Below are 12,451 nucleotides of genomic sequence, written 5' to 3'. Positions count from 1 at the left end.
AGGCAGATTGCCGCCCGATTGTCTTCGAGCGGATGCTTTGTCATGCCATTTGATCCTCAGAAAACTCCATCCTGGAGCTTCACCTTGCCATTCGCGCTTGCGCTGATGGCTCCCTTCGACATTCTTGCCTCGCTGGCCATGGATATCTACCTGCCGGTGGTGCCCTCCATGCCCGCAATTCTGCAAACGACGCCTTCCATGGTGCAACTGACACTCAGTCTCTACATGGTGATGCTGGGCGTCGGGCAACTCATCTTCGGCCCATTGTCGGACCGCATCGGGCGCAAGCCGGTGTTGCTTGGCGGCGGGGTCGTTTTTGCGCTTTCTTCCTTCGCGCTGGCAGCGACCGATAGCGCCACGCTTTTCGTCGCCTTGCGGTTCACCCAGTCTGTCGGCGCGTCGGCAGCACTTGTCGCAACTTTTGCCACGGTGCGCGACGTCTATGCCAACCGCCCGGAAGGCGCGACGATCTACGGCCTTTTCAGTGCCATGCTGTCCTTCGTTCCGGCGATTGGCCCAATCGCTGGTGCACTGATCGCCAGCGGTTTCGGCTGGCGCGCGATCTTCATGACACTCGGTCTACTTGGCCTTATCGCAACAGGACGGGCCTACCGCCACTGGCCCGAAACGCGCCCTGAATGCACTGGGGCGAACAATGCAAATACCTTGAAAATATTGAAGGATTTCCCGTTCTGGACCTACACGCTGGGTTTCGGCACCGCGATGGGCACCTTCTTCGTTTTCTTCTCCACCGCGCCGCGCATTCTGATCGAAAGAGGCGGCTACGGAGAAACGGAATTCAGCCTGACATTTGCAAGCGTTGCCCTTGTCATGATCGCCGCCACGCGCCTCCTGTCACGTCACACGCGGAAATGGGGGTGCGCAAAAGCGTGGCGCTGGGCATGGTCGTGCTCCTTGCCAGCGCGCTGGCTTTGCTCCTGACCGAACAGCTGCTGCTGCCATCCTTCGCCAGCCTGATAGCGCCGATGTGGCTGGCGGCCATCGGCATTGTTTTGACAGCATCCATGACGGCAAACGGCGCTTTGGCGGCCTTTGACGACAGCGCGGGCATGGCTGTCGCGCTTTACTTCTGCATACAGAGCCTGATGGTCAGTCTGGCGGGAACGGTCCTCGTCATCTTGCTGCCCGGCGACACGGCATGGCCGCTGATCGCGTTCTGTACCGTCATGCCCCTTGTGGTCCTGACCATGCTTGCAAGGTTGCAACGGAGCTGATCGAAAAGCCGGTCGGTTGTCACAAACCGCCGACCGGCATTGCTGGCCAGCATTTCACACAGCATAATGCCCGCAGTTTCGCTGTTTGATTCGCAATCGCAGCGCCCTTTGGCAAACCATGGAATTGCCCCATGATCGCAAACAAACTGAAGAAATTTGTCCTCATCGCCTCGCTGGCGGCGATGATCGCGCCCGATTTCGTGCCCGTGGCCATGGCGGATGATAGGCCCGCCAAGCAGGCATTCGGTGCGGAAAAGCTGCCCGTGCTGGCGCAATCGCCACAATCGATCGGCTTTTATGCCAAGGGCTGCCTTGCGGGCGCTGTCGCGCTGCCGACAGACGGCCCGAACTGGCAGGTGATGCGCCTGTCGCGCAATCGCCGCTGGGGCCATCCGCGTATGATCGGTCTTCTGGAAAAACTCTCCCGCGATGCTGCCAAGGATGGCTGGCCGGGACTGCTTGTCGGCGATATTTCGCAGCCGCGCGGCGGCCCGATGCTGACGGGTCATGCCTCGCATCAGGTCGGCCTCGACGCCGATATCTGGCTGACGCCGATGCCTAAGAAGCGCTTCACCGATGCCGAACGCGAAAGCGTTTCCGCCGTGTCGATGCTGAAAGGGGATTCGCTTTACGTCGATCAAAAGAAATGGACCCCTGCCCGCACGGCGCTGATCAAACATGCCGCGAGCTATCCGGAAGTCGAACGCATCTTCGTGCATCCCGGCATCAAGAAGCAGCTTTGCGACACCGTGACCGGCGACAGAAGCTGGCTCGGCAAGGTTCGTCCCTATTGGGGGCACTTCTACCATTTCCATGTGCGCTTGACCTGCCAGCCTGGCTCGCCGCAATGCAAGTCGCAGCCCAAGGTGGCCGCTGGCGACGGTTGCGACAAGTCACTTGCATGGTGGTTTACCGATGAGCCGTGGAAGCCAGCCAAGCCATCGAAGGAACCGCCGAAGAAGCCCCGCCCCGTCATGGTATCCGATCTTCCAAAGGCATGTGCCGCTGTGCTGGATGGTCCGGCTCCCAATTCGGTCGCCGAAGTGACCTATGGGGTACAGTAAACAACTATCATGCCCCGACGCTTGACGGCGGGGCATTTTCTCTAAGCCCTCTTTTCACCGACCTATGGCTCAGCTATAGGTTTAAAACGATTTAGAGCCAGATGACAAGGTTATCAACTTCATGACAGAGCGCCTGCGCATCGCATTGATCGCCCACGATTTGAAGAAAGACGACATGGTCGCCTTTGCGCGCGCGCATGAAAAGGCGCTGTCGCGTTTCGATATCGTCGCCACGGGCACGACCGGCGGGCTGATCCTTGAAGCCTGCCCTTCGCTGACGATCCAGCGTGTCAAAAGCGGCCCGCTCGGTGGCGATCAGCAGATCGGTGCGATGATTGCCGAAGGTACCGTTGAAGTGCTGATCTTCTTCATCGACCCGCTGTCGCCGCTTCCGCATGATGTGGATGTCAAGGCGCTGACGCGGCTTGGCAGCGTCTACGACATTCCGATGGCGTTGAACCCGGCCACGGCGGAAAAGCTGATCAAGGCTTTGGACTGATACGAGCGAAGAAATAACAGCCTTTGGTAAGCTCCCAAGGGCCACAAGAAACGACAGGGAGAGAGAATGCAGGCCATGATCGACGCCGAACAGAGTTTTCAGTTTCCAGTCCTTGTCGGCGATATCGGCGGCACCAATGCCCGCTTTGCGATCCTTGTCGATGCTAACTCCGACCCGAAGGAATTTCCGGTTCTTCAGACGGCGGATTATGCGACCATCGATGAAGCCATTCAGACGGCTATTCTCGACCAGACGTCGCTGCAGCCGCGCTCGGTCATTCTGGCCATTGCCGGGCCCGTCGAAGGCGATGAAATCGACCTCACCAATTGCGATTGGGTTGTGCGCCCGAAGAAGCTGATCGCCGATCTCGGCTTCAAGGATGTGACCGTGCTCAACGATTTCGAGGCGCAGGCGCTGGCCGTGGTGTCGCTCGAAGGTCACCATATGGAACAGATCGGCGGCAAGCCCGACGAGGTGGTTGCAACCCGCGTCGTACTCGGACCGGGCACTGGCCTCGGTGTGGCCGGTCTGGTGCGTACCCGCAAGGCCTGGGTGCCGGTTCCGGGTGAAGGCGGCCATGTCGATGTCGGCCCGCGCAGCGAACGCGACTATCAGATTTTCCCGCATATTGAGCAGATCGACGGGCGCGTTTCCGCCGAGCAGATTTTGAGCGGACGCGGCCTGCACAATCTCTATGTGGCAATCTGCACCGCCGACGGTGTGACCCCGACGCTGGAAACGCCCGCCGACATCACCTCTGCCGGTCTCGATGGTAGCAATGCGCAAGCCAGCGAAACGCTCGACCTGTTTGCGACCTATCTTGGCCGTGTGGCGGGCGACATGGCGCTTGTCTTCATGGCGCATGGCGGCGTTTACCTGTCGGGCGGCATTCCGCAGCGCATTATTCCAGCCTTGCGGGCTGGCGGTTTCCGCACGGCTTTTGAGGATAAAGCGCCGCATCAGGCTATCATGCACGACATTCCGGTCCGCGTGATCACTTATCCGCTGGCGGCGCTGAGCGGCTTGTCGGCTTTCGCCTGCGCACCATCGCGCTTCGAAGTCTCGACGGACGGGCGGCGCTGGCGCATCGGCTAAGTTCCGCCAGCAAGAGGATCAGGGTGTCTGAATCAAAAAGCGGCAGGCCGTGGCGAAAATGGTGATTTCGAGAACCGAAGCGGAGCGTACTTTTGGGTACGTGAGCCTAGGTAAGCGCAGAAATCGCCCTTTGCAGACCGGCATGGCGACTTTTGGATCGGATACCAGGGATGGATAATTACGCGACTTAAAGCTATAGAAACGCGTCGGGGAATTGGCTTTCGGCCTTTTCACCGCCGCGTTTTTGGTTTTAATACCAACGCATTTTCAACGGCAGTCTCGGACATACCGAGCTCAGGAATGAAGCGCTTTTGCACGTGAGCCTATTCAAAAAGAAAAAGAAGAAAATCGACACGGGCGAAGCGACCCGCGTAATCCGGCGCATGATGTCGGAAAACATCGGTGAATATAAGAAGAACTATATCATCGCCATCATAGCATCGCTGATCGTCGGCGGATCGAACGCCGCGCTTGCCTATATGATGAAGCCGATGATCGACAAGATCTTCTATGAGCAGAACCTGCCGCTGATCTGGGTCATCTGTGGCACGCTTCTGGCGATCTTCATTCTGCGCGGTCTGTCTGGCTATGTGCAGGCCGTCGAGCTTGCCAAGATCGGCAATAATCTGGTCGCGCGCTATCAAAAGCGCATTTTCGACCATCTGATGAAGCTCGGTCTCGATTTCTACAACGATACCCGTTCCGGCCATCTGGCGGCGCAGATCAACCAGAATGTTTCCGGCATCCGCGACCTTCTGAACATGACGATTTCGTCGATTGCGCGCGATTTTATCTCGCTGATCGGCCTGATCGCGATGATGTTCTATATGGACCCGATGCTGTCGGTTGCGATCTTCCTCATCGGTCCGCCGCTCATTCTGGCCGTCGCCTATATTTCGCGCCGCATCCGCTCGGTCACCCGCGATCTGGTGCATCTGAATTCGCATCTTCTCGGCGCCATGCAGGAATCCGTGCAGGGCATTGCCGTCGTGAAGGCTTTCACGATGGAAGACCAGTTGCGCGCCAAGATCGGCAATCTGATCGACCTGTCGGAAGGACGCAGCAACAAGATCGCCAAGGTGTCCGAACGCACCACACCGATTTCCGAAATACTGGCTGGTATCGCCGTATCCGGCGTTCTGGCCTATAGCGGCTATCGCGCCATCCTCGAACAACAGCCGCCCGGCGCAACCTTTGCCTTCATCACCGCCATGTTGCTGGCCTATGACCCGGCCCGCCGTCTTGCCCGCCTTCAGGTCGGGCTGGAAAAGGCGCTGGTCAATGCCCGCATGATCTATGAAGTGCTGGATATCAAGCCGCACCAGCGCGATGCCGCCGATGCGGTGCCGCTGAACCCCGGCCCCGGCGAAATCCAGTTCGAGAACCTGCATTTCTCCTATAGCGAGCTTGCGCCGGTTCTGCATGGTGTCAGCTTCACCGCCAAGGCAGGGGAAACCACGGCGATCATCGGCGCATCGGGTGCGGGCAAGTCAACGCTCATCAATCTCGTGCAGCGGTTCTACGATCTCGACAAGGGAACGATCCTGTTCGACGGGCAGGATATTTCCAAGGTCACCAAGCGCTCGCTGCGCCACGCCGTGGCCTATGTCTCGCAACAGCCCTATCTGTTCGAAGGCACCATTGCCGACAATATCCGCTATGGACGCCCGGATGCGACCGATGATGAAATCGTCAAGGCGGCCAAGCTTGCCCATGCGCATGATTTCATCCTGCAACAGCCGCAGGGCTACGACACACCGATTGGTGAAAACGGCGCAACGCTTTCCGGCGGCCAGCGGCAGCGCATTTCGATTGCGCGCGCCATCGTGCGCAAGGCGCCGGTGCTGCTGCTCGATGAAGCAACATCCGCACTCGACAACGAATCGGAAAAGCGCGTCCAGCAGGCGCTGGAAACGATCATGAAGGGCCGCACCACCATCGTCATCGCCCATCGCCTGTCCACGGTCGTCAATGCCGACCGTATCGTGGTTATGGAAGCGGGGCGCGTGGTGGAAGAAGGCCGTCATGAACAGCTGATCGCCATACCGAACGGCGTCTATGCCCGCTTCTATCAATTGCAGAGCGGCAGCGCCGACAGTATGACCGAGCCGACAATCGAAGAACTGACTGCGGATGATGTGCCTGCGGGCACAGGAGGACAAAATGACCGGTGAACCGGATAGCCGAAACAGCGAAATGGGCCTCGTCGTCGTCGGCGCCGGTGGCCGCATGGGCCAAACCCTTATCCGGACGATCCAGTCGATAGACGGCGCGAAGCTTGCGGGCGCTATCGAGCGCCCCGGCTCGCCGCTGATCGGCAAGGATGCCGGTGAAGTGGCCGGTGTCGGCGCGCTTGGCGTGAAGATTACCGACGATCCGCTGCCGGTCTTTGCCCAGGCGCAAGGGGTACTCGACTTCACCAGCCCTGCCGCGAGCGTGGCCTTTGCCGGGCTCGCTGCACAGGCCCGCATCGTCCATGTCATCGGCACCACGGGATGCTCGGCAGAAGACGACGAGAAATTCCGCGCCGCCGCCCGCCATGCAACCATCGTCAAGTCGGGCAATATGAGTCTCGGCGTCAATCTGCTTTCCGTCATGGTACAGAAGGCCGCAAAGGCGCTGGGACCGGAAGATTTCGACATCGAAGTTCTCGAAATGCACCACAAGCACAAGGTGGATGCACCAAGCGGCACTGCCCTGCTTCTTGGCCAAGCGGCCGCCGAAGGCCGCGGCATCTGCCTTGAAGACAACAGCGTGCGGGCGCGTGACGGCTATACCGGCCCGCGCACGGAAGGCACCATCGGCTTCGCCACGCTGCGCGGCGGCTCGGTGATCGGCGACCATTCGGTGATTCTCGCTGGCCCCGGCGAACGCATTGTGCTGTCGCACCATGCCGAGGACCGCACCATCTTCGCACGCGGCGCCGTCAAAGCCGCACTCTGGGCTTATGGCAAAAAGCCCGGCCTCTATTCCATGCTCGACGTGCTCGGGCTGAGTGACTAGAGCGCGTTTCGATCTGATTGCATCAGATCGGCGCTCTACTATTTTGTTTGAACGCGCATCTTTTCCGAAAACCGTTTCACACTTTTCGGGATGCGCTTTGATTTACCCACCAACGGAGCCTTGCCTATGTCTCGTACTCTCGTCCTGGTTCGCCATGGCCAAAGCGAATGGAACCTGAAGAATCTTTTCACCGGCTGGCGCGATCCGGGCCTGACCGAACAGGGCCATGCCGAAGCCAAGGCCGCTGGCCAGCGCCTCAAGGCCGCAGGTCTCAAGTTCGATATCGCCTATACGTCAGTGCTGACCCGCGCGCAGACCACCTGCCAGCACATTCTGGATGAGCTGGGCCAGCCCGGCCTTGAAACGATCCGCGATCAGGCGCTGAACGAGCGCGATTATGGCGATCTGTCCGGTCTCAACAAGGACGATGCCCGCGCCAAGTGGGGCGAAGAGCAGGTTCATGTCTGGCGCCGTTCCTATGACGTGCCTCCTCCGGGCGGCGAAAGCCTGAAGGATACCGGCGCGCGCGTCTGGCCTTATTATCTGCATCAGATCCAGCCGCATGTGCTGCGCGGCGAGAGCGTTCTGGTGGCTGCACATGGCAATTCGCTGCGCGCGCTGATCATGGCGCTCGACGGCCTGACGCCGGAACAGATTCTCAAGCAGGAATTGAATACCGGCGTGCCGATCATTTACCGGCTCAATGCTGATTCGACTGTGGCCTCGAAGGAAATTCTGGAAGCCTGACATGCAGTTGGCGGCAAATTTATCGGGCGCGAAGCCGCGCCCGATAGCGTTTTCAACATGGAAAACGGACAGCTTGAAAAAAAGCTGACATTATTTCGAAAACGCGATTGACAGAGGCAAGCCGACCCCTTAGATGGGTCCTCGTCGCCCAGATGGCGGAATTGGTAGACGCACCAGCTTCAGGTGCTGGCGCTCGCAAGGGCGTGGAGGTTCGAGTCCTCTTCTGGGCACCATTTCCAAGTCTTCAGACCGCTACCAAGGTCCAGAAGCATCCCAAAAAGCCCGCGCAAGCGGGCTTTTTTGCTTTCTGGGCCCGTCGCATTCCCAAGCGTCCAAACCCCGGCCTGAGCTTCAGGAAGACAGATATGCAATTCACCGACGCCGATCGCGACACCTTTTTCGAGCTTCTGAAATGGCGGCGGGATGTTCGTCATTTTCGCAGCGATCCGATAGACGAAGCGATGATTCAAACGCTGCGGCAGGCGATGGATTATGCACCCTCTGTCGGCAATGCGCGGCCCTGGCGCGTCCTCGCCGTAGAAAGCCTTGAGAAGCGTCAGGCGGTCCACGATGCCTTCAGGCAAGCCAACCGCAAAGCGGCGGAGATTTACGATGGCGCGCGCGCCGAGGCCTATCGTGACCTGAAACTGGAGGGGCTTGCCATCGCCCCGTTGCAGCTCGCCATTTTCACGGAAACGGATCCGGCGGAAGGGCACGGCCTCGGGCGACAGTCGATGGCTTCCACGCTGGAGCAAAGCACGGCGATGGCCGTGCAAAACCTCAACCTCGCCGCCCGGTCGCTGGGCCTTGGTGTCGGCATGGTTTCGATACTCAATCCGCTGGCCATGGAAAGGCTTTTCGACGTGCCGGCAATCTGGCGTTTCAGCCTTTATCTGTGCGTCGGCTGGCCGAGCTTCACCGACGACACGCCGCTGCTGCACAAATGCGGCTGGCAGGAAAACAGCAGGACCGACTGGCGCTCCTGCTGATTCAATTTACGAACAGAAGCCCGACCCCAGCCAAGTTTCTCCGTTCGTGTAATACATGTTGAGGACTTCCCGCTCTGCAAAAACGCTGGGCGGCCCCTTGTCATTCAGCAAGGCAAACAGCGTTTCCTCGGTGAACGGAACGCTGACCCGCTCAAGGTAAAGCACCGTAGGACATCGTATAGGACGGGGCCAGAAGACGAGCTGTTCTTCGACTTCTTTCAGTGTCCTTTGTATTGCAGCTTCGGCGTCTGCCAAGTCCACATAGAACACGTCATCCCATTCCGTCATCTTGTCATCGGTGATTGCATAGAAACTGAGCATTTTCGCCACGATCGGTCTCCACCCCGGTGCACTCTCGCGGTACGCCCCCGCGCTGTGCCCTTCGATCTTTGGTGATCAGGGTGTTCGTAACCGTGTAGTGACGGCCTCACGACCTTTAGCTTCAGGGAAGCCTGGACATACGTCGCAAGCACCCTGACCATAAAGGACGAAGGTTCGGCATCTTTTGGCGACACCAGCCACACTACAGGGGCTACGATACCCCAGACCGCCGCGTAGCGGTCCACCACTAGGCGTAGAGGATTTCTGACGGCTTGTCACATGCAAAATCTGCCGAGCGACAGGCTTCTGCCGGATGATCGCAACGCACTGTGAAACAAGCGAAATCGATGGCTGGATAACCGCAGCAACCATACGATATCTCTGTTTTAGAATGAATTAATATTCAGCGGCAGCTGACAGGTTTTCGGCCACAAAATCTGAAGCCAATGGGCGCATCAAGGCAAGGACGCAGAGAACGGCGGCGCCATAAATGCATTTAAACTCACAAGTAAATATAATGCTCTACAGGCCTTTTTCCCACTTAAAAACTAAGAACTTTATATATTCTTCCTTATTGGATTCAAAATATCCAAAAACCTGATTCAACGCTTTTGCTTCAATTTGCTCGAGCCCAGTTTCTTTTCTAATTGATTCAAATAATTTAACTTTTCTGTATCTCTGAAAAGCAGTTCCAACCTCTGTATACCATTTATTACTATACATTATTGTACTAAAATTATGTTTCATTCCCTGACTATTGACATTGTTTAATATGCTATTTTTTGCACTCAGATAAGCACCACGTATGACACTATTTATGTTAATATCATTCTCCCGTTCGGTGCCCCAATTACCAACTAGTCGACCAAACCGCTCTTCACGCTCACGAGCCATGGCTTCATACGAATTACCAGCGGTCGACATATTAACACTGCTTGTTCCCGGAACATCTGCATCAAGCGCTGCAGCAGCTCCTGTCGCCGGTTCAATCGAAAAATCATTGGAACTTCGAGCGATTTTCTCCAGTAGGGTGTCACTAACGCCAGAACCAGCACGTTTGCGACCAACTGCATTAAAAGGACTAATCGGATAATTATATTTCTGAACAGCGTGCGCTCTTTCGAGGGGCGACAGGGAACTATGCTGTTGATGAAAATTTCCAAGCGCACCCGTCATGGCCTTTTCAATTTCTTGTGCGGCTTTAGTTTCCGACGCATTTTTTCCCATGAAAATTAAATATTCAGGCTCCATATGCCTAGCCTCACAAAATCTCTTTGTAAAAATTTATTCAGATCGCCATTATGCGGAATTGAAAGTAATTCACGTGAAATATTTTATCTTGTCATAAGATGAAGGGATATAATCAAACACGACAGTCAGGGTGTATCAACTGCAATAAATCACGGCTTAAACCAACAGAGTGGAAGGAAACAGCAAGAACAACGCCGAAATTCTCGACTTAGCTGAGGGAATTCAAAATTAACACTTATAAGCCGCATACTTCGGTGCACTTGATGGTTGGGACGCAGGTAACCGCGTAGCGTCCATACGTCGTTTCCGCCAACGGCCTTTTACTCTGCCCTGTGTGAGCGCTGGGCGCTCTATCGATTTGTTTTCAATCGCATTTCCGGGCACAAAACCGCTTCGCACTTTTGTTGGAAATGCTTTATATCCAAAGACTAAGCAATTCTGTTGGAGCAAGTGTCGATGCGCGCCTTTGTCCTCGCCCTCTTTCGCGCCACCAGTTCCTTCAGCGCCACGGGACTGGCGTTCGGCACGTTATTCTTTGCAGCGGCGCTGACGCCGAGCCTCATTCCCCGAACCTATGTCATTCAGGGCGCGCTGTGCGGGCTGGTCTTCGCCATCGGCTATGGCATCGGCGTGCTTTTCGGCGCGCTGTGGCGCTATCTCGAACTGCCGGAGATCAAGGGCCGCAAGCGCGCCCTCCTGAAGATCGGCGTCGGCATTGTCTGCCTTGCCGTGGCGCTGATCGCGCTTCGCTCATCCGCTGGCTGGCAAAATTCGATCCGCACGGCCATGGATATGCCGCCGGTGCCCTCCGCCTATCCCGCGACCCTGACCGCGATTGCCATCGCTGTCTTTCTGGTGCTGCTGGTCATTGCCCGCATTCTCATTCGCATTGGGCGCTATATCTCGTCGAAGATGCGCCGCATCATGCCAAGGCGCGTTGCAAATGTGATTGCGGCCTCGGTGACGGCTTTTCTGATCTGGACCGTCGCCAACGGCGTGCTGATCAATACGGCCTTCAAATCGCTCGATGCGTCCTTCAAGCGCTATGACGCCCTGATGGAGCCGGACCGCGTGCAACCCTCCTCCCCCGACAAGACAGGCAGCGCCGCCTCGCTGATCCGCTGGGAGGATCTTGGCCGTGCCGGACGCGAATATATCGCCTCTGCGCCCACCGCCGCCGAGATTTCCGCCTTTACCGGGCGCGCGGCCATGGACCCGATCCGCGTTTATGCCGGGCTCAATGTCAGTCGTACGCCAGAGGAAAGAGCCAGACAGGCGCTGGAGGAACTGAAGCGGCAGGGCGGTTTTGACCGCTCTGCGCTGGTGATCATCGTGCCGACCGGTACGGGCTGGGTCGATCCCTCCGCCATGATCGGGCTGGAATATCTGCGCGACGGCGACGTGGCCAGCATCGCCGTGCAATATTCCTATCTGAACAGCCCGCTATCGCTGCTGTTTCAGCCGGAATATGGCGCGGAGTCGGCGCGCGCGCTGTTCGAAACGGTCTATGATTACTGGAAAAGCCTGCCTGCCGACAAACGACCGAAGATTTATCTGCATGGTCTGAGCCTCGGCGCTTTCAATTCGCAAAGCTCGGTATCGCTGTTTGAAATACTGGATGCGCCCCTGAACGGCGCCCTGTGGAGCGGCCCGCCCTTCCCCAGCGCGCTGTGGCGTTCGCTGACGCGCAGCCGCAATCCCGATACGCCGGAATGGCTGCCTGTGGTGCGCGACGGCGCCTTCGTCCGCTTCATGAACCAGAATGGCGAAGCGCCCGGCAATGGCAGCGAATGGGGCGTGATGCGCACGATCTATCTGCAATATGCCAGCGATGCCATCGTGTTCTTTAACAGCAGCATGTTCTATCGCGAACCGGACTGGATGAAAGAGCCGCGCGGTCCCGATGTATCAGCCGATTTACGCTGGTATCCGATCGTGACCGCGCTGCAACTGGTGGTCGACATGGCATTTGCCGACAGCGCGCCCATGGGGCATGGACATGTCTATGCCCCGGAGCATTATCTGGAAGCCTGGCGTGACATCACCGGCGCAGAAAACTGGCAGAGCGACGATATCAACCGGCTGAAGCAATATCTGCGTCACAAGGTGGACGAAGGTAATGCCGAAGGTTTCGAGGAACGCGGGGGGTAGCCCCGAGAAATTTGATTGTAACGGCTGTTGCAGTCATCTGAAAATCGACCGTAACAGCCCGGCTTTGAAAAGAAATTGGCGGCAAACGATCCGTTT

The 12,451-nt window shown here is 57.5% G+C and carries 10 protein-coding genes, 1 tRNA gene and 1 pseudogene; 10 read left to right on the top strand and 2 right to left on the bottom strand.

Going from position 1 to position 12,451, the window contains the following annotated elements; all coding sequences use genetic code 11:
* Nucleotides 1-42: 42 nt before the first annotated feature.
* The 9 genes and pseudogenes from cml (at nt 43) to bluB (ending at nt 8,632) form a co-directional block, all read left to right on the top strand.
* Nucleotides 43-1,235, top strand: a pseudogene (gene cml, locus QLQ11_RS11280) (CmlA/FloR family chloramphenicol efflux MFS transporter).
* A gap of 131 nt (nt 1,236-1,366) precedes the next feature.
* On the top strand, nt 1,367-2,299 hold the full coding sequence (gene mepA / locus QLQ11_RS11275; RefSeq protein ID WP_109369658.1) for a penicillin-insensitive murein endopeptidase: 933 nt from the start codon (nt 1,367-1,369) through the stop codon (nt 2,297-2,299).
* Between the two features lie 121 nt (nt 2,300-2,420).
* The gene (locus tag QLQ11_RS11270) at nt 2,421-2,798 is read left to right on the top strand and encodes a methylglyoxal synthase (RefSeq protein ID WP_109369659.1); all 378 of its coding nucleotides are present in this window, start codon (nt 2,421-2,423) and stop codon (nt 2,796-2,798) included.
* Between the two features lie 66 nt (nt 2,799-2,864).
* Nucleotides 2,865-3,893 (top strand): glucokinase, encoded by a 1,029-nt coding sequence (locus tag QLQ11_RS11265; protein WP_109369660.1) that lies wholly within the window; start codon nt 2,865-2,867, stop codon nt 3,891-3,893.
* Between the two features lie 317 nt (nt 3,894-4,210).
* Complete coding sequence (locus QLQ11_RS11260) at nt 4,211-6,067, top strand: ABC transporter ATP-binding protein (RefSeq protein WP_109370296.1); 1,857 nt, start codon at nt 4,211-4,213, stop codon at nt 6,065-6,067.
* On the top strand, nt 6,057-6,896 hold the full coding sequence (gene dapB / locus QLQ11_RS11255; RefSeq protein ID WP_109369661.1) for a 4-hydroxy-tetrahydrodipicolinate reductase: 840 nt from the start codon (nt 6,057-6,059) through the stop codon (nt 6,894-6,896). The genes QLQ11_RS11260 and dapB overlap by 11 nt, the downstream gene beginning before the upstream one ends.
* A 126-nt stretch (nt 6,897-7,022) precedes the next feature.
* Entirely contained in the window at nt 7,023-7,643 is a 621-nt protein-coding gene (locus QLQ11_RS11250) for a 2,3-bisphosphoglycerate-dependent phosphoglycerate mutase (protein WP_109369662.1), read from the top strand.
* Between the two features lie 146 nt (nt 7,644-7,789).
* Nucleotides 7,790-7,876 (top strand) — tRNA-Leu (locus QLQ11_RS11245).
* Between the two features lie 132 nt (nt 7,877-8,008).
* Nucleotides 8,009-8,632: a 5,6-dimethylbenzimidazole synthase gene (gene bluB, locus QLQ11_RS11240; RefSeq protein WP_109369663.1), complete on the top strand. Its 624-nt coding sequence runs from the start codon at nt 8,009-8,011 to the stop codon at nt 8,630-8,632.
* Between the two features lie 6 nt (nt 8,633-8,638).
* Here the strand turns inward: bluB and QLQ11_RS11235 are convergent, their stop codons facing one another.
* Entirely contained in the window at nt 8,639-8,962 is a 324-nt protein-coding gene (locus tag QLQ11_RS11235; RefSeq protein WP_109369664.1) for a hypothetical protein, read from the bottom strand.
* 513 nt (nt 8,963-9,475) lie between these two features.
* On the bottom strand, nt 9,476-10,204 hold the full coding sequence (locus QLQ11_RS11230; protein ID WP_109369665.1) for a hypothetical protein: 729 nt from the start codon (nt 10,202-10,204) through the stop codon (nt 9,476-9,478).
* A 456-nt stretch (nt 10,205-10,660) separates the two neighbouring features.
* Here QLQ11_RS11230 and QLQ11_RS11225 point away from each other — a divergent pair, with 456 nt between their 5' ends.
* Nucleotides 10,661-12,355 carry an alpha/beta-hydrolase family protein gene (locus tag QLQ11_RS11225; protein ID WP_109369666.1) on the top strand — a complete coding sequence of 565 codons (1,695 nt, stop codon included), beginning with the start codon at nt 10,661-10,663 and terminating at the stop codon, nt 12,353-12,355.
* The last annotated feature ends 96 nt before the right edge of the window (nt 12,356-12,451 follow it).

It is taken from the genome of Ochrobactrum sp. SSR (assembly GCF_030067775.1).
In the GTDB taxonomy this organism is placed as follows: Bacteria; Pseudomonadota; Alphaproteobacteria; order Rhizobiales; family Rhizobiaceae; genus Brucella; species Brucella teleogrylli.
The sequence above is the reverse complement of the archived record's forward strand: the minus strand, read 5'-3'. Positions and strand labels throughout refer to the sequence as shown.